The sequence below is a fragment of the Shewanella sp. MF05913 genome (assembly GCF_059758095.1).
This window is the reverse complement of record NZ_JCAYNT010000020.1, coordinates 21,896-40,917: the sequence shown is the minus strand read 5'-3', so window position 1 is coordinate 40,917 and position 19,022 is coordinate 21,896. Positions and strand designations below refer to the sequence as shown.

General features: G+C 43.0%; 15 protein-coding genes. 9 read left to right on the top strand and 6 right to left on the bottom strand.

Features of this window, described 5'->3' with window-relative positions:
- Nucleotides 1-245 precede the first annotated feature (245 nt).
- Nucleotides 246-1,565 carry an amino-acid N-acetyltransferase gene (gene argA, locus AC19MV_RS18705; protein WP_498309486.1) on the top strand — a complete coding sequence of 440 codons (1,320 nt, stop codon included), beginning with the start codon at nucleotides 246-248 and terminating at the stop codon, nucleotides 1,563-1,565.
- A 97-nt stretch (nucleotides 1,566-1,662) separates the two neighbouring features.
- Nucleotides 1,663-2,202, top strand: a complete 540-nt coding sequence (locus tag AC19MV_RS18700) for a PH domain-containing protein (protein WP_498309442.1) — start codon at nucleotides 1,663-1,665, stop codon at nucleotides 2,200-2,202.
- On the opposite strand, the gene rarD is transcribed toward AC19MV_RS18700, so the two are convergent.
- A complete protein-coding gene (gene rarD / locus AC19MV_RS18695) occupies nucleotides 2,199-3,119 on the bottom strand; it encodes an EamA family transporter RarD (protein WP_498309440.1) in 921 nt (306 codons plus the stop codon). The genes AC19MV_RS18700 and rarD overlap by 4 nt on opposite strands.
- A 142-nt stretch (nucleotides 3,120-3,261) precedes the next feature.
- The gene (locus AC19MV_RS18690) at nucleotides 3,262-3,726 is read right to left on the bottom strand and encodes a thioesterase family protein (protein WP_498309438.1); all 465 of its coding nucleotides are present in this window, start codon (nucleotides 3,724-3,726) and stop codon (nucleotides 3,262-3,264) included.
- Nucleotides 3,727-4,115: 389 nt separating this feature from the next.
- On the opposite strand from AC19MV_RS18690, the gene recQ reads away from it, so the two are divergent.
- Nucleotides 4,116-5,960, top strand: a complete 1,845-nt coding sequence (gene recQ / locus AC19MV_RS18685) for a DNA helicase RecQ (RefSeq protein ID WP_498309436.1) — start codon at nucleotides 4,116-4,118, stop codon at nucleotides 5,958-5,960.
- Nucleotides 5,961-6,010: 50 nt separating this feature from the next.
- On the opposite strand, the gene AC19MV_RS18680 is transcribed toward recQ, so the two are convergent.
- Complete coding sequence (locus AC19MV_RS18680; protein ID WP_498309434.1) at nucleotides 6,011-7,837, bottom strand: diguanylate cyclase domain-containing protein; 1,827 nt, start codon at nucleotides 7,835-7,837, stop codon at nucleotides 6,011-6,013.
- A gap of 552 nt (nucleotides 7,838-8,389) precedes the next feature.
- Between AC19MV_RS18680 and leuA the strand changes: the two genes are divergently transcribed.
- From leuA to glpK, 6 genes are all read left to right on the top strand, one after another.
- Nucleotides 8,390-9,958 (top strand): 2-isopropylmalate synthase, encoded by a 1,569-nt coding sequence (gene leuA, locus AC19MV_RS18675; RefSeq protein ID WP_498309432.1) that lies wholly within the window; start codon nucleotides 8,390-8,392, stop codon nucleotides 9,956-9,958.
- Nucleotides 9,955-11,049 (top strand): 3-isopropylmalate dehydrogenase, encoded by a 1,095-nt coding sequence (leuB, locus tag AC19MV_RS18670; protein ID WP_498309430.1) that lies wholly within the window; start codon nucleotides 9,955-9,957, stop codon nucleotides 11,047-11,049. The genes leuA and leuB overlap by 4 nt, the downstream gene beginning before the upstream one ends.
- The gene (gene leuC / locus AC19MV_RS18665) at nucleotides 11,049-12,461 is read left to right on the top strand and encodes a 3-isopropylmalate dehydratase large subunit (protein ID WP_498309428.1); all 1,413 of its coding nucleotides are present in this window, start codon (nucleotides 11,049-11,051) and stop codon (nucleotides 12,459-12,461) included. The genes leuB and leuC overlap by 1 nt, the downstream gene beginning before the upstream one ends.
- Nucleotides 12,462-12,480: 19 nt before the next feature.
- Nucleotides 12,481-13,086: a 3-isopropylmalate dehydratase small subunit gene (leuD, locus tag AC19MV_RS18660; protein WP_432403739.1), complete on the top strand. Its 606-nt coding sequence runs from the start codon at nucleotides 12,481-12,483 to the stop codon at nucleotides 13,084-13,086.
- Between the two features lie 550 nt (nucleotides 13,087-13,636).
- Nucleotides 13,637-14,989, top strand: a complete 1,353-nt coding sequence (locus tag AC19MV_RS18655) for an outer membrane protein transport protein (RefSeq protein WP_498309426.1) — start codon at nucleotides 13,637-13,639, stop codon at nucleotides 14,987-14,989.
- Between the two features lie 269 nt (nucleotides 14,990-15,258).
- Nucleotides 15,259-16,755, top strand: a complete 1,497-nt coding sequence (glpK, locus tag AC19MV_RS18650; RefSeq protein ID WP_432403744.1) for a glycerol kinase GlpK — start codon at nucleotides 15,259-15,261, stop codon at nucleotides 16,753-16,755.
- A 25-nt stretch (nucleotides 16,756-16,780) separates the two neighbouring features.
- Here the strand turns inward: glpK and AC19MV_RS18645 are convergent, their stop codons facing one another.
- The 3 genes from AC19MV_RS18645 to AC19MV_RS18635 form a co-directional block, all read right to left on the bottom strand.
- On the bottom strand, nucleotides 16,781-17,101 hold the full coding sequence (locus AC19MV_RS18645) for a hypothetical protein (protein ID WP_498309424.1): 321 nt from the start codon (nucleotides 17,099-17,101) through the stop codon (nucleotides 16,781-16,783).
- Nucleotides 17,102-17,192: 91 nt separating this feature from the next.
- A complete protein-coding gene (locus AC19MV_RS18640; protein ID WP_498309422.1) occupies nucleotides 17,193-18,263 on the bottom strand; it encodes a PepSY domain-containing protein in 1,071 nt (356 codons plus the stop codon).
- Nucleotides 18,260-18,958: a peptidase gene (locus AC19MV_RS18635; RefSeq protein WP_498309420.1), complete on the bottom strand. Its 699-nt coding sequence runs from the start codon at nucleotides 18,956-18,958 to the stop codon at nucleotides 18,260-18,262. Before AC19MV_RS18635 ends, AC19MV_RS18640 begins: the two co-directional genes overlap by 4 nt.
- Between the last annotated feature and the right edge of the window lie 64 nt (nucleotides 18,959-19,022).

Here is a 19,022-nt window from a genome sequence, read left to right as displayed (position 1 = left end):
TATGCTGTTTGATAGAGCAAAAGTGCGTAAAGCAAGATAGTGCATTAAGTTAAACTAACGTTATGGCTGTAATGATTTTTTCACACTAAACGGACAAACTATTTTTTGTTTAATGTGAAATAAAATGCTTTAAAAGTGAATTAAAATGCAATACCATCGTTGTTCTACATTACATTCTGGCTTGTAACTGCACTCAGGTTGCAAGTATGACTAACACCAAACTAATTACCGAGGTGAATTTGCCTGTGAGAACCACTGAACTGGTTGATGGATTTCGTCATTCTGCTCCTTATGTTAATGCCCATAGAGGTAAAACTTTTGTCGTCATGTTAGGTGGCGAAGCATTAGCGCATCCGCAATTTCGTGGCATTTTAAATGATGTTGCTTTGTTGCATTCACTCGGGATTGAAGTGGTATTAGTTTATGGTGCTAGGCCGCAAATTGATGCAGGGCTGAAGGCTGCGGGTATCGAGCCGGCATACCATAATGGCATCCGCATTACGGATGAAGATACTTTAAAAATCATTAAGCAGGTAGCCGGTGCGACTCAGTTTGATATTACTGCAAGATTGTCGATGAGCTTAGGCAATACGCCAATGCAAAATGCACAAATTAACGTAGTGAGTGGTAATTTTGTTATTGCACAGCCTCTAGGTGTCGATGACGGTGTTGATTTTTGTTTGAGTGGTAAGGTGCGTCGTATTGATGCGCAGGGCTTGCGTCGTCAACTCGACAATAACGGCATTGTGTTGATGGGGCCGATAGCGGCTTCTGTTACGGGTGAAAGTTTTAACCTCACCGCTGAAGAAGTGGCAACTCAAGTCGCCATTAAGCTTAAAGCAGACAAAATTATTGGTTTTAGTGATACTAACGGCCTCATCGGCAAACATGGCGAAGTGATTGCTGAGTTAATGCCTGATGACATCGAAGAAATGCTAAAAACCATGTCAGCAGATGATCACACAACGGTAGGCACTATGGCGTTTTTAAAGGCCAGTGTAGAAGCGTGTCGTCGTGGAGTGCCACGTTGTCATTTAGTGAGCTATTTAGACGATGGTGCATTACTGCAGGAGCTGTTTTCTCGCGAAGGTATTGGTACTCAGATTGTGACACAAAGTGCAGAGCGTTTACGCCGTGCCACGATCAGCGATATAGGTGGTATTTTAAACTTAATTCGTCCATTAGAAGAGCAAGGTATTTTAGTGCGCCGTTCTCGTGAGCAGCTTGAAATGGAAATTGAGCAGTTTATGTTAGTTGAGCGCGATAACTTAGTTATTGGTTGCGCTGCGCTATACCCATTTGAAGAAGATAATGCCGGTGAGTTTGCGTGTTTAGTGGTGCATCCTGATTATCGTGATGCCGACCGAGGCAGCATCTTATTGAATAACATTATTGGTCAAGCGCGAGTGCGTGGTTATTCACGTTTGTTTGCATTAACGACTCGCAGTATCCATTGGTTTTTGGAGCACGGTTTTAATATTGTTGATGTTGAAGAGTTACCAAACAAGAAAAAACAATTGTACAACTATCAACGTCGTTCAAAAATTCTAGCGCTCGATTTATAATTGATACACACCATAAAATGCCGGTTATTCCGGCATTTTTTATAGGTAAAATAAACGAAAGTGAGCGGTATAATATGAGCTTTACCGAGGAGGACTTATGGATGTTATTGCGTTAACGCCACTTGATTCAGGGGCGATAAACAGCGTTATTGCAGTATTATTAGGTTTGCTCGCGTTAACCGTCTTTATTTTTGTGAAACCCATTCCGAGTAATGCTAAATATCTTACTTTAGGCATTATGTTGCCGCTAATGGCCTTATTTGTCTTTATTTTATATCAATCATTTAGCAGTAATATTTCTTGGGATAACAAACTGTTGCGGGTAAATATTCCACTGTATTCGAATGAGATAGATACTGACCTCGTTGATTTTGCACAAGCGCGTGTAGTTAACCTGATTAAAGAGCCTGAATACGCCGCTAAATGGCGCACAAATGGTTTAGGTTTGCCAGGATATTCTCTGGGTTGGTTTTCATTGAATAATGGTGTTAAAGCCTTGATGTCGGTTACTGAATCTGAAGACGTGATCCTCTTGCCAATCAGTCATGATCGAGTGATTTTGGTTAGCGTAATTGATGCAGATGAAGCGCTAGCAAAGTTGCATGCTAGCGCACGGTCCAAACAACCTATTGATTAAATCTTCACTGCGGCCGCTTTTTTAGTGGCCACATGACGACGCTGGCGTTGCAGTACCATGTCGCCAACAAATATCACCAGTGCTCCCCAGATAAAACAAAAAGTGATGCCTTTTTCAATGTCAAAAGGCTCATTAAACAGTTTTACTGCAAGAATGAACATGATGCTGGGGCCAATGTATTGGAAGAAACCCAAAATAGAAAATGGAATTCTGACCGCCGAACCGGCAAAACATAAAAGTGGGATGGTGGTGACAATACCCGCTGCCACTAACAGTAAGTTGAGGTTAAGGCTATTGGTTAACATGCTAACAGGTGAGCTGTCTAACGTGAGCAATAAGTAACCGAGTGCAACCGGTAATAAAATAGCCGTTTCAACCAGTAAGCCAGATTTTGCATCAATATTGACTTTTTTGCGCAGTAAACCATAAAAACCAAAGCTTGCAGCAAGGGCCAAAGACACCAACGGAATTGAACCAAACGAGATTAACTGCACCAGGACGCCCACACTCGCTAATGTAACCGCAACCCATTGTAATTTACGTAAGCGTTCGCCGAGAAACACCATGCCTAGCAATACGTTAAACAATGGATTAATAAAATAACCTAAGCTTGCATCAAGCATGTGGTCGTTATTGACTGCCCAGATAAAAATAAGCCAGTTTGCTGCGATTAATATCGAAGTTGTGAGCAAAATGAGTAGTTGCTTGGGCTGTTTAAGAATGAGGCGTAAGCGACTGAACCCACCAATAAATTGCATCAAAATGATCATAAACAGGAATGACCATACAACACGGTGCATTAAAATGTCAGTGGCTGGAACTTGATGTAATAGTTTGAAATATAAAGGGGCGATACCCCAAATGGTGTAAGCGCAAATCGCGAGGAAAACCCCTTTACGATATTCTAAATCAGGCATAGTGAGTCAACAATGGCAACAACGAAAAGAGGGGCGATTGTAGGTCGCCCCTATTGATGACACAAGTGATTAAGCGATTTGTTTTTATTGGTTAGCTGTCAGTTTAACGTGGCAATGACGTAGATACATTGCCGATGTTAAATTAACCCACCATATAAGTGCCTGTACCAAAAGCAATATGAGTGCCTAACTCATTATGTAATTCCATTCGGCAAACCGATACTCGGTTGCCCGCCCTAATCACTGTGCCGGTACCGGTAAATATTTCTCCGCGACCAGGGCGCAAAAAATCAACCCGCATATCAATGGTGCCTAAGGTGGTTAAGCGTTGTTGTAATTCTTCCATTGTCCAGTCGTCACGGCTGGCAACTAGCCCTGCAAAGGCGGTTAGACCACCCACTACATCAAGTAACGTTGCGGTAACGCCACCATGAAGAATGTTTTGATGGATGTTACCAATCAGTTCGGGTTTCATTTTAATCACGACCTCAACCCCATTAATGTCGTAATGCTTAATGTCTAATCCGAGTAAATTATGGAATGGTACGTGTTTATCAAAAATCTCTGCAACTTGTTGTAAGGCTTTATCTTGAATTGGTGAGCTCATGGGCAATCCTTGTCGTATTCAACCTGAGCTCGGGATAATAAACGCCTTTCAAACAGTCCTTTGCCCTGCTAACTGCGTTGAATCGACTTACAATAGGCTAGCTATTGACGCGTCAATTCGCCTTGTTAGCAGAACAAATGACAAGCTTGAAAGTGAGGATGAATAACGTGTTGATTTTAAACAGCATAAGTTCATCCCTTATCCCGGGCTCAGGTTGATTTATTATTATTGTATGTATTTTCAATGCGCATAGAGTATTTAATCTAACGCTAAAGTGTTCAATACTCAATCATCATCGGCATGTTAAATAAACCAATTACACTTTGCTTCAAGACATCTGTGGCTGAGTGCTTTAAAATGACCATCCTTTAAATGACATCATAGTGTGAATGGATAATCTGACTTCAACGCCAAGCCCAACTCTTGATACTGCTGCAGAGCAGGATGTGTTATCTGCCAGTTTACAGCAGGTATTTGGTTATCGTGCCTTTCGTGAAGGGCAGCGAGAAGTGATTGAGCGCAGTTTACAAGGCCAAGATACCTTAGTGATAATGCCTACTGGTGGCGGTAAGAGTATGTGCTACCAGTTACCCGCTTTAGTCTTGCCGGGTGTGACAGTCGTTGTATCGCCTCTGATTTCATTAATGAAAGACCAAGTAGACAGTTTGTTGCAAAGCGGTGTGGCTGCAGCGTATCTCAATTCATCTTTACCGCGTGAGCAAAGTGCTGAAGTGCTTCGTAGACTGCATGCAGGTGAGATAAAACTCTTGTATGTCTCGCCCGAACGATTATTGCGCCCAGACTTTATTGAGCGTTTACAATCTGTTGAACTTTCGATGTTTGCGGTAGATGAAGCACATTGTATCAGCCAGTGGGGCCATGATTTTAGGCCTGAATATGCAGCCCTTGGGCAGTTAAAAGCGTATTTTCCGTATATTCCGTTAATGGCATTAACTGCCACCGCAGATCAAGCGACACGACTCAGTATTTGTGAGCGCTTAAATATTGCTCCGTATACCTTATTATCAAGTTTTGACCGGCCAAACATTCGTTATACAGTGGCTGAAAAATTAAATGCTGCCAACCAGTTGCGTCAGTTTGTCACTATACAAAATGGTGCCAGCGGTATTGTATATTGCAGTAGTCGCCGTCGAGTGGATGAAGTGGCAGAGCGCCTGCGTTTACAAGGATTTAATGCTCAGGCATATCATGCGGGGATGAGCCAAGATGAGCGTGCTGATGCACAAGACAAATTTTTAAAAGACCAGATTGATATTGTGGTTGCCACGGTGGCTTTTGGTATGGGAATTAACAAATCAAATGTACGCTTTGTAGTGCATTACGATATCCCTAAAAGCATTGAAGCTTATTATCAAGAAACCGGCCGAGCGGGACGAGATGGTTTAGAAGCAGAAGCGTACATGTTGTTTGACCCTGCCGATATTGGCCGGGTGAGGCATTTAATTGAGCAATCAGAACCCGGTCCGCAGCAACAAGTTGAGTTTCATAAGTTACACACTATGGCTGCTTTTGCTGAGGCGCAAACCTGTCGCCGTCAGGTATTACTGAATTATTTTGATGAGGTGGCATCTGAACCTTGTGGTAACTGCGATATTTGTTTGGACCCGCCTAAACGTTACGATGGCACCGAAGATGCGCAAAAAGTATTGTCGTGTATTTATCGTTTACAACAACGCTTTGGTATTCACCATGTAATTGATGTGCTCAGAGGTTCTAAAGCCGCAAATGTGGTTGATAGAGGCCATGACAAATTAACCACTTGGGGGATCGGTGCCGATAAATCGACAGAGCATTGGGTCAGTGTGTTGAGGCAGTTAATTCACTTAGGGTTGGCGAGTCAGGATATTACTCGAGGTTCAAGTATTCGCTTAAATCCAGCAGCAAGAACAATTTTAAAAGCTGAAATGACCTTAATGTTGGCTGAGCCGCGGATCCAGCTGCTCGATGTTAAACGTAAACCGAATACCCGTGCGGTACAGCAGTACGATCGTAAATTATTTGCACGATTAAAGCTCTTGCGCCGCGAGCTCGCTGAGCAACATGACATTCCACCGTATTTGGTCTTTAATGATGCTACGCTGGCTGAAATGTCAGCCATGCTGCCTACCAGCCCTGGTGAAATGCTTGCGGTAAATGGTGTTGGCCAAATAAAACTTGACCGTTTTGGCGGTGAGTTTTTAGATGAGATCAGTGACTATTTAACAAAAGGCTAACGCTTAGTCTTTATGCTTTAAATACGCAGTGTGTAATGGTCAAATATCAGTTAAGTGACTTTGGTGTCTTGTGGTTTCATTTTACTCAATTGATTTAATATCGCTCGCTTCATCAAGACTTCAAATGTGTCTAACTGTTGTAAACTCGCCAGACCAATACTGGTTTTAACATCGCTTTTCCAATTGCTGAGTATCTGTTCTATCTGATGCATGACGCGTGTTGCACCGGCAGATGATGTGTGGGGCAACAAAATAATTAATTCATCGAGGCTATGGCGAAATAACAGATCTTGCTCTCTTAATGCCAATTGAAACTGCTGTTCAACATAGGGAATATCCACCTGACGGATACGATTGATATTAACCAGTAACATACTCATTTGATAATGACCTTGTTTGGCATTGAGCAGTGCGTTGTCAATCCGTTGTTGTTGAGTTTCTTCTTTTTTGTCGACTAATACCGTTTGTGGTTTTTTAGTTAGAAAGAGCACTAAACCAATCGATAACAATAAGATAATCAATGCGGTAATCGCAAGATTTTGATTAATATTAGATGTTGGTTCTTCATCGATAGGTTGGGGGGTATTTTGCTCTGCTAAGCGGGCTTGATACTGGGTAAAGTGAGCGCTATTGAGTTTAGCGGTGGCTTGTTTGGTTGCATCAAAGCGTTGCACCTGAAATTGATAAGCTAATTCAAACTGATTGTTTGCTGCATAATATTCACTAATGATCTGAGTAAACTCTTCCAGATCGGAAAATTGTTTAAGTTCGTTAGCTTGCTCGATAATCTCATTGAGCAATGATATTGCTTGAGTATCTTTTTTCTGCGCGAGATATACTTGTGCTAATGTGCGCTTGATACGCATAATGTTAATAGGTTCTTTGTATTTTTTAAATAATTCGATGCTTGACAATGATAGTTGTTCAGCTATTTCATAATCGCCTACATATAAATGGATTGATGCCAATATAGCATTTGAAGTAGTTAGATCTCTTTCTGATGCTTTTTTTGTAGTTAAAGCTTCTGCTTCTTGAAGGTAAAACTGTGTTTGTTTTTTATCGTTTAGTGCAATATTAATCCGTGCTAAATTTACTGCAAAAGCAAAAGAAAGTTTACCAAAAGTGGATGGGTCATTATATGCTAACTCGGCAAAGTGTAATGCCTCTTTAAAATCTCCCATAGAGAAAAACACATTAGTGATTTCTGATAAAACGTAAGATTTAGGCACTAAATACCAATGCTGAAACTGAGTCCTAGCATCCTCAAAAGCATCTAATGAAATTCTTAAGTTTTCGATTGATTTATTATAGTTTTCTAGACTTGTACTTTGATAACTACTGAGAAAAAGACTATTAACAATAGCTTGTTGTTCTGAATACCGTCTTGCTAGTCTCAATGCCTCTTCTGTCAGAAGCTGTTCTTGCAATACATTACCAAGGCTTTGATTTGCAGCAGCTTCGCACTGAATAAAATAAGGCCTAGCGACATCGTATTTTAGCTGTCTCGCCTTGAGCTCACCTTGCTTTGCAAGTGTGATAGCATGATCAAAATCACTAAACTCGAGTAAATTAAAGCAACGTAATAAGCTTAGTCGCAGGGTTTCTATGTTGCTAAAAGATTGAGTGCTTTGTTGGCGTTCAAGCGCGGTTATGAGTGTTCTTGCGTCTTCTGATTTTTGCGAATTGATATTACTAATCACATCCAATTGTTCACTGACATTGAGTGACTGAGTTTTCTGGACGATGTCGTCACTGAGTAATAGCTCTTGCGAAGGCAGAGATAATGCCGGTGCCGCGATGGTAAAAAGCAATAAACTAACCATAAAGCTCATAATGCGATTAAATTTATATTTATTGGCTTCTTTCGAACGGGTCATCGGTTACATCTACTCAAATTGGGTTGCTTGAAGTATACGATTTTTTAATCGTGGATACATAAATATATAAACGATGCAGCCACTTAAGTTCACAAATTTTGATCTAGCACTGTTAGGTACTTATGATAAAAATATGCCCTCTGAGCTGTGGCCAGATTGCATGTGCTGAGCGTAATGAGGTACTAGTACGTCGTAATCTTTCTCAAGTTGAGTAATTTAGGGTTGACAGCGGAGCCTGCTCGCGTTAAATATTAGCTATAGAGAAATTTATACAGAATATTTATTTACTCAATATTACGTAATGTGAATATAAAATTATTTTAAGTGAATACTAAAACCATGAACACACAATCGATTTTACTCGGACTCCTTCTCCTCTCTCGCATAGACTGCGCGGAGTCCTTTGTGTTACATGCGAGATAAATTATTCAGCATACACAAACCCCGCGCTAATAGCCGCGGGGTTTTTTGTTTATAGCCCTTTTGAAACGAGCCAGTTGTGATGTTTGCAGTTAGGTGAAATACATACAAGATGGTCGATGGAGAAATTCGATGTCCGATAGAGTCATAATTTTTGATACTACGTTACGTGATGGTGAGCAAGCACTTGCCGCGAGCTTAACCGTTAAAGAAAAGCTGCAAATTGCGTTGGCTCTTGAGCGTTTGGGCGTTGATGTGATGGAAGTGGGGTTTCCTGTGTCGTCTCCTGGCGATTTTCACTCAGTGCAAACTATTGCTAAAACCATTAAAAACAGTCGTGTGTGTGCGCTATCTCGTGCGCTTGAAAAAGACATTGATGCCGCCGCACAAGCTTTATCAGTTGCTGATCAGTTCCGTATTCATACTTTTATTTCTACCTCGACGATTCATGTCGAAAGTAAATTAAAACGTTCTTTCGATGATGTATTAGAAATGGCCGTTAATGCGGTTAAATACGCCAGACGTTTTACCGATGATGTTGAGTTCTCATGTGAAGATGCTGGCCGTACGCCAATAGATAATTTGTGCCGTATGGTTGAGGAAGCGATTAAAGCTGGGGCTCGTACCATTAATATTCCTGATACCGTTGGTTATACCGTGCCAAGTGAGTTTGGTGGCATTATTAAAACGCTTTTTAATCGCGTGCCCAATATCGACCAAGCGGTTATTTCAGTGCATTGTCATGATGATTTAGGTTTGTCGGTGGCTAACTCGATTGCCGCGGTTGAAATGGGCGCGCGCCAAATTGAATGTACTATTAATGGTATTGGTGAGCGTGCAGGTAACTGCTCACTAGAAGAAATCGCGATGATCCTGGCAACTCGAAAAGGTTTACTTGATTTGGATTGCGGTATTAATGCTAAAGAGATCCACCGTACATCGTCGTTAGTGAGTCAGCTTTGCAATATGCCTATTCAAGCAAACAAAGCGATTGTCGGTACTAATGCATTTTCGCACTCGTCAGGTATTCATCAAGACGGCATGCTAAAAGCCAAAAATACCTACGAAATTATGACGCCAGAAAGTATCGGTCTTAATCGTAACAACTTAAACATGACCTCGCGCTCAGGCCGTCATGTGATTAAACATCGCATGGAAGAAATGGGCTACAAACCAACTGACTATGACATGGACAGCCTTTACGAGCAGTTTTTAACCCTAGCGGATAAAAAAGGTCAGGTATTCGATTACGATTTAGAAGCCTTGGTGTTTATGGAGTCGCAAGCGCAAGACGACGATAAGTATCAGCTTCAGCACATGATGGTGCATTCAGATTCTACAGAAGGTGTAGCGACAGCCACGGTACGTATTGCTGTTGATGGTAAAGATATTACTGAGGCTGCCACAGGCAATGGTCCTGTCGATGCGGCCTATAATGCCATTGCCAGAGCAACAGAACGTAAAATCAATATTACTAATTACAAGTTAAGTGCAAAAGGCGAAGGTCAAAATGCACTAGGACAAGTTGATATTACCGCTAAATATAACGAACAAATGTTCCACGGTGTGGGTTTAGCAACAGACGTCGTTGAAGCTTCAGCACAAGCGTTAGTGCATGTGATGAATTTAGTATATCGCGCAGATAAAGTGGCTGATTTTAAACAGCAGATCCATAAAGAAAGGGAGTTAGGTGGCGTATGAATTATCAAATAGCAGTTTTGTCGGGTGATGGTATTGGTCCAGAAGTAATGGCTGAAGCACGTAAAGTGTTAAGTGCTGTAGAAACACGTTTTGGATTGGATATTAACTACACCGAATATGATGTTGGCGGCATCGCCATTGATAATCATGGTTGTCCTTTGCCTGACGCTACCTTAAAAGGTTGTGAATCCGCTGATGCGATTTTATTTGGCAGTGTTGGCGGCCCTAAATGGGAACACTTACCGCCTAATGATCAGCCAGAACGTGGCGCATTATTACCATTACGGGGCCATTTTGAGCTATTTTGTAATTTACGCCCAGCAAAATTACACGATGGTTTAGAGCATATGTCACCATTGCGCAGTGACATATCAGCCCGTGGTTTTGATGTATTGTGCGTGCGCGAGTTAACCGGAGGCATTTACTTTGGCAAACCAAAAGGTCGTCAAGGTGAAGGTGATGACGAAGAAGCGTTTGATACCATGCGCTATAGTCGCCGCGAGATCAGCCGTATTGCCCGCATTGCATTCGAAGCGGCCCGTGGCCGTAAAAACAAAGTGACTTCGGTAGACAAAGCTAACGTGTTAGCGTGTTCAGTCTTATGGCGTCAGGTTGTTGAAGAGGTTGCTAAAGACTTTCCGGATGTGACCTTAGAGCACATCTATATTGATAACGCGACTATGCAGCTGTTGCGTCGTCCTGACGAATTTGACGTGATGTTATGTTCAAACTTATTTGGCGATATTTTGTCAGATGAAATTGCCATGTTAACCGGCTCGATGGGCTTATTATCATCAGCTAGTATGAACAGCACAGGTTTTGGTTTATTTGAACCCGCAGGCGGCAGTGCGCCAGATATTGCAGGTCAAGGCATTGCCAACCCCGTTGCGCAAATTTTATCTGCGGCATTAATGTTACGTCACAGCTTAAAACAAGAAGATGCAGCAAACGCCATTGAGCGTGCAGTCACCAAAGCATTATCAAATGGTTACTTAACCGGTGAACTGTTAACGGCAGATAAGCGCAGCGAAGCTAAGTCGACAGCACAAATGGGTGATTATATTGCTCAAGCAATTCAGGAAGGTGTGTAATGGCTCAAGTAACAGGTAAAACCTTATATGAAAAAGTGTGGGATGCGCATATTGTGGCGAGCCCAGAAGGCGAAGCGCCAATAGTGTATGTTGATCGCCATTTAGTGCATGAAGTGACCTCTCCTCAAGCCTTTAGTGGTTTAAAAGTGGCAGGCCGTAAATTACGTGCTCCAGAAAAAACCTTTGCCACCATGGATCATAACACTTCAACACGCAGTGCAAGTTTAGATGCGTTAAGCCCAATGGCACGTACGCAAGTTGAAACCTTAGCGCAAAACTGTAAAGCGTTTGGTGTGCGTTTATACGACATTCACCATCCTAATCAAGGGATTGTTCATGTAATGGGGCCAGAACTGGGTATTACTTTACCCGGTACGGTGATTGTCTGTGGCGACTCGCACACCGCAACCCATGGTGCATTTGGCGCATTGGCATTTGGTATTGGTACCTCAGAGGTTGAGCACGTGCTTGCCACCCAAACACTGCGCCAGTTAAAAGCCAAAACAATGAAAGTAGAAGTGCGCGGCAAGGTGACCGATGGCGTCACTGCCAAAGATATCGTATTAGCTATTATCGGCAAGTTAGGTATGGATGGCGGTACCGGTTATGTGGTTGAGTTTTGTGGTGAAGCTATTGAAGCATTAACCATGGAAGGCCGTATGACCTTGTGTAACATGGCTATCGAAATGGGCGCTAAAGCCGGTATGGTGGCACCAGACCAAACCACCTTTAATTATTTAAAAGGCCGTGAGTTTGCACCAAAAGATGCGATGTGGGAGCAAGCTGTTGCAGCATGGTCTGATCTTAAAACTGATGCTGATGCCGTGTTTGATGCTGAAGTGGTTTTAGATGCGAACGACATCGCACCACAATTAACCTGGGGTACTAACCCTGGGCAAGTTGTGGCCATTGATGCCGTGGTGCCTAATCCGCAAGATGAGCCGAACATGACCAACCGCACCAGTATGATTAAAGCATTAGAGTACATTGGCTTAACGCCGGGTACCAAAATGACAGACATCAGCATTAATAAGGTGTTTATTGGCTCTTGTACTAATTCACGTATTGAAGATTTACGCTCAGCAGCTGTGCATGCCAAAAACCGTAAGGTGGCAGAAGGTGTTGTGGCGATTGTGGTACCGGGTTCTGGCCAGGTAAAACTGCAAGCAGAAGCAGAAGGCCTAGATAAAATCTTTATTGAAGCTGGTTTTGAATGGCGCTTACCGGGTTGCTCTATGTGTTTAGCGATGAACGATGATCGCTTAGAAGCGGGCGACCGTTGTGCATCAACCAGTAACCGTAACTTTGAAGGTCGACAAGGTCGTGGTAGTCGAACGCATTTAGTTAGCCCAGCAATGGCTGCAGCAGCAGCGATAGCGGGTCACTTTGTCGATATTCGTCAACCTTACTAAACCGAGATAGGAGATAAACATGCAAGCATTTACTGCCCATACCGGTTTAGCGGTAACCATCGACAGTGCAAATATCGACACCGATCAGATTATTCCGAAGCAATTTTTATCTAAAGTGACTCGTGATGGTTTTGGCGTACATTTATTCCATGATTGGCGTTATTTGGATGATGCAGGCGATAAACCCAATCCTGATTTTGTACTTAATCAGCCACGTTATAAAGGCGCATCAATTTTATTAGCCCAAGAAAACTTTGGTTGTGGTTCATCGCGCGAGCATGCGCCGTGGGCCTTAGCTGATTTTGGACTAAGAGTGATTATTGCCCCGACATTTGCGGATATTTTTTACGGCAACTCAATCAATAACGGCCTATTGCCAGTTAAGTTACCTGCAGAGCAAGTACAGCAATTAATCGATGAAGTTGCAGCCGAAGAAGGTGCACAAATTACCGTCGATTTACAAGCCTTAAAGGTAACTTCACCTTCTGGTGCTGTATTTAACTTTAGTTTGGTTGAATCCGCTAGGCATAAACTGCTTAATGGTCTTGATGCGATAGGTTTAACCTTGTCATTTGAACAGCACATCAGTGACTATGAAACCCAAATTCCACCATGGTATGCGTAAGCGATTTACAATGTCATTTATACGGCTTAGGCTCCCGCAGTGAGTGCTTATGACACTGCTGATTAACTAGTTAATTGACTAATTAATTGGCTAGATAAATGAACCATGAGTGATAGTTCTGTGTTGAAAACCTCTTTTTGCTCGCAAAGAGAGGTTTTTTTATTTTTATTTGTAAATTAATTTATGTTTGCAAGAGGTTAAATCATTCTGTGGCACGTGAACATAAGCGACTAAAATTGACCGTTAAAGCTAACTGGTGTGCTATTTTTCGTTGTCTATGCTTATGTTTTTTATAGATATTTTTTTTGTTTTCTGTCGATGATTATATTTGAGCGTACAGTTATTTATATTTTTACGTTTTCACCCACTCATACAAATTAAAACCTTGCGCTAGATCACAGTTTCAATTCTTACCATTGTCTCCATTGTGCAAGCTGACGCCAGTTGCAAAGCGGTTTTGGATCCGTACACTGATGCCCTCATTTGAATCGAGCTTTTGCTCTATTTTGGTCGATTTAAGCAGTATGAATCTTAAGCACAGAGAATGAAAATGAAAAAAACAGTGTTAACATTGGCGATTAGCGCCATTGTCTTTGGGGCAACAACTCAAGTCAACGCAGCAGGTTTTCAGCTTGCAGAATCTTCAGCTACCGGTTTGGGCCGAGCGTATGCGGGTGAAGCTGCCATCGCAGACAATGCCTCAACTCAAGCGCGTAACCCAGCAATGCTAGCGTATCTTGAAGGCCGTCAGCTTTCTACAGGCGGTATTTACGTGATGCCTGATGTCGATGTGTTAGGCGACGTGAGTGTCACCTCTCCTTTGTTAGGCCCAGATGCAGTTGTGATGAATGCTGATGAAATCGATGTTGCAGATAATGCACTCGTACCTAATTTTTATTACTCTAACCAATTGAATGATCATTGGACTTGGGGTCTTGCGGTTAATGCTAACTATGGCCTAGCCACCGAAACCGACAAAACAAGTGCGGCAGCTATTTTTGGTAGCCACACAGCCATCACTACGGTTGAATTTAATCCTAACATCGCGTATCGCATTGATGATGAGTTTACTGTGGGTGCCGGCCTTCGTATGGTGTATGGCGAAGGGGAAGTTAGCGCAACAACGCCAGCTTGGATTGGTGCCATTAGTGCCAACCCTAATGTGCCAGCAAGCATATCAGCACGTTTACCATCGGCAGGTACAGAACTTAAATCAATGGAAGGTGATGACATTGGCTATGGTTGGAAAGCTGGTGCGAGCTGGCAAATCAATACCAGCAACCGCATCGGATTGGCTTATCACAGTGGTGTCGACCTAGATTTAGACGGTACAGTCTCTGGTGTGGTGTATGACGGCGGACAAGATATTAAGATTGATGGCTATCTGCCTATCGAACTGCCTGCTTTTGCTGAACTGGCTTCTTATCACCAACTAACAGAGAACTGGGCGATGCATGCCAGCATCAATTGGACAGAGTGGAGTACATTTGAGCGACTAGTGGCTTACTTCCCTGGAGAGGTTAAACCGACTGGTGATATTGAGTCAGATATTGTGAAAGAAGAAAACTTTAAAGACAGCTGGCGCTATGCAATTGGTACAACCTACACCGTAAACGATCAGTGGACGTTACGCGCAGGTTTTGCACTTGATAAAACGGCAGTCGATGATGAACACCGTACTACCACTATTCCAGACACAGATCGTTTCTGGTTTAGTATGGGGACTGGCTACCAAGTGTCTGAAAACTTGAGTGTCGATCTTGGTGTCACTTATATTCGTATGCACGGTAATGCACCGATAAGCGAATCTCAAGACTTACTTGGTCTCGCATCTATCGACTTCAATGGTGAAGCCACTGGTGATGTATGGTTAACCGGTGTACAACTAAGCTATAAGATGTAAAAGTCTTTGTAATCTAGCTCACTGGGCCTCGCATTTGCGGGGCTTTTTTATACTATGATGATAACGTTGATGCTGCCAGGATGGCTTTTTATTAAAGAAAGGTTATTGGTAGGAAGTACCATCATAAGAAATATAAGCCATTTGCTATTACTGTGAAACACAGACTAATACTTGCATTAAATTTATATGTCGATGTAGGATGTGCTATTGGCTTATTAAGCAGATAAATCATATAAAAATAATCATGTCAAAATGATATAGGAAATCAGATGGTTGCTAAGAAATACATCGTCGCGTTAGACCAGGGTACCACCAGTTCTCGTGCCATTGTGTTTGATCACCAAGCGAATATTGTCGCCGTTGCGCATCGAGAGTTTACTCAGCATTATCCTCAAGCAGGGTGGGTTGAGCATGACCCGATGGAGATTTGGTCATCGCAAAGCTCAGTATTGGTTGAAGTGTTAACGCGTGCAGGCATAAGCCGTCATGATGTGGCTGCCATTGGTATTACTAATCAACGCGAAACCACCATTGTATGGAATAAGCACACTGGCAAACCTATTTGTAATGCGGTTGTATGGCAATGTCGTCGTAGCCAAGGTATTTGCCAACAACTTAAAGCGCAAGGCGCCGAAGAGATGGTGCGCCAAAAAACTGGACTGGTATTAGACCCGTATTTTTCTGCTTCAAAAATCAAATGGATTTTAGACAATGTTGAAGGTGCTCGCGAACAAGCCGAGGCCGGTGATTTATTGTTTGGTACGGTTGACACATGGTTAGTGTGGAAACTTACCCAAGGTGAAGTGCATGTTACCGAGCCGACTAATGCATCACGCACCATGCTCTTTAATATTCACACCCAAGAATGGGATCAAGATTTACTTGAGTTATTTGATATTCCACGCGCCATGCTGCCAAGCATCAAACCGTCATGCGCCATCTATGGTTACACCGAACTGGCAGGTAACCATGTTCCGGTTGCGGGTATGGCAGGCGACCAACAATCTGCGCTATTTGGCCAGCTTTGTATCGAACCGGGTATGGCTAAAAATACCTACGGAACTGGGTGCTTTTTATTGATGAATACTGGCGAGAAAGCGGTTGAGTCGACACATGGATTGTTAACCACAGTAGCCATTGGTGCCGACGCTAAAGTTAACTATGCGCTAGAGGGGTCTGTCTTTATGGGCGGGGCGGTAATTCAATGGCTGCGCGATGAGCTAGGCTTAATTGCAGATGCTTGCGATACCCAATATTTTGCCGAAAAAGTGGATGACACCAATGGTGTGTATTTAGTCCCTGCTTTTGTTGGATTAGGCGCGCCATACTGGGATGCAGATGCCCGTGGTGCCATTATTGGGCTTACTCGTGGGGCGAATCGTAACCATATTATACGTGCAGCGTTAGAAGCCATTGCATATCAATCGCGTGATGTGTTGGATGCAATGAGTAAAGATTCGGATGTGCCACTAACCGAAATCCGCGTCGATGGCGGTGCGGTGGCTAATGACTTTTTAATGCAATTTCAAGCCGATATTACAGGGGCGAAAGTGATTCGACCATTAGTGACCGAAACAACGGCAATGGGCGCGGCATTTTTAGCAGGTTTAGCGGTTGGTGTGTGGGAGTCTACTGATCAACTAAAAGCCATGTTATCTACTGAGCGCGAATTTATTTCTACGATGGATCATGACCACAGAGCTGAAATTTACGCTGGCTGGAAAAAAGCGGTGTCGCAAGTGAGCCCTAATAGTCCTCCACAATAATTCGGTCGAGATTAAAAAATAAGGCTTATATCTCTATATCAATAAGCTGGCTGGCGGTTTCTCCACGAGTGGAAAAGCGCTCGTCAGTGTTCATTCTTCTTAATCGACTGCCATCACTCTTTTTGTCATCTATGCTGCGTAATGTTGAGCGGCGCTCTTTGCGGACAAGGACTTTTTTGGCAACAACGGTTTTATGAGTTATGTGAGGGGGTAATTGTGACTGCGGCGCTTCATGGCTGTCGGCGCTAATAGCGCTAGTGCCTCGCACTTGCTCAACAATCCTTCTTCGCTCGCTCACCGCGCGCACAGGTCTTGCTAACATGGCATAAATGCTGTCGATACTCATGTCGCGTCCTCCTGAGCCAATAAATACAATCGTTATGTTGTTAACTATACCTGTTATCGGCATCGTCAGGCTAAAATTTAATCATCTTTGATTATTGATTAACATCCGGTGTATTTTCATACCATTGGCTGACTTGCTGCGGGCTTAAACTAAGGTCGGCATTGCTGATGATGTGTTGGCAACTGAGGCGATAACCTTGAGCTAGCTTGCGTTTACTTAATTTGGCGATGTCATACTCGCAGGCGGAAGGCGGTGTCGATAAATACTGCACCACACATTGGCCGCATTGACCTCCACCGCCACATTCGGTAATAAATCCTTTAGTGTGCAAAGTACTTGCATGCTTGTTGATATTGTCGAGCATTAACCCCGACTTAGCGCTGATTTGAGCGATTAATTTCTGTGAATCATAGAGTGTTACCGTTACTGGCCGTTTTCTCGCTGACCAGAAAAATCCCTGCTGTAATTGATACAGCAATAACCGAACGCCACTGATAGCAAATATAAGGCTTAACACGGCAATTATCTGTGTCCAGAAGTGATTAAAGCTTACGCCATTTTCCGAGTTGTAATCCATAAAATGTAACATCAATAACCATTGTTGATAATCAGAGCGATTATTTTGATGCGCAATCACGCTACCTGAGTGGTGATTAACATAAATACGGGTATCGACCTCATCGTTAGCGGTTATCATCAATGTGCCAACAGGCATAGTGTTGTCGAGTTTAAGTGCTTTTACTGGCGCAAGCTTGGCATCGCCTCGATAACTGGCACGGGCGATCTGTTGTATTTGAAGATCAGTTAGGCTCACTCTACTTAATACCTGCTGATGCTTTGTCGTGGTTTGCAGGTTGTCGGCCCATACAAACACTTGCTGACCATTCACTTGAGTCAGTTGATAAGCCGGACGAGCTAGAATGCTGATTAACTCTATGTCGCTAAGCGGCATGTGAGATAATCTCACCACATCATTAATCGACACCGTTATCTGCAGGCTTATTGGTGTTGTTTGTGCTGCTACCGATTGTTGTTGATGAATGCTGGCAGAAAACCAGGCTGACGGAATCATGTTTAGCAATAAGCCAGTAACTGTCCACAGCAGTAGTTGCAAGCCGATCAATAACCCTAACCATTTATGCAATTGTTGGCAGCGGATCATCGAGCCACCTTTTTAGTGTGACTTAAGCGAAACCATAACAACATTGTGCCAAACAGTGCCGTGAGCAAACTCAAGCTGGCCATTAACGTCAGTAGATTGTTGTGAATATTGTCGCGCGTATCATAGTCCATAATATGCAGCATCCACATGACATCAAATAAACGCCAGTATGCATGGCGCTTGGTCACGATATGTCCAGTGTCAGCAGAGACATACAAACTACTTTGTTTAATATCGGCAAAATTAATTTGCCACGCAGGTAGCCATTTAGGGTTTAACTCACTGGGGGCGGTTTGTACAAATAACTGCGCACTGCTAATAACGCCCGCTCCAGTATAAGCGCTAAGCGCAATATGTTTGGCTTGTTGTTCAGTCAGAGGATCAAGCGGTAACCCCGTGTTGGCATTAAGAATAATTAACTGTGATTGCGAGGTGAATTGATAAAATGCCTGCCCTTGTCGCTGAGCTAAACGTATTTGGCTCGCGTCTGGATAGTGTTGCAGTAGCGCCGTTATTGGATAAGTCACTGTGGTGAGAGCAACGCTTTTGGGCGCCGATGTTAGTGTATCACCGTGAATGAAATCGATGTCCATTAACACCATGTAGGCCCCTGACAATATCCATAAGGCCATTTGTAACCCGGCAAAAAGTGCAAACCAGCGATGAAAGCGGCGTAAAGTATGGCCATTTAGCATAATAGTTGCCGTGCAAATAAAGATGGGAGTGCTTTTTTAACACTAATTAATGATCAAGATCGAC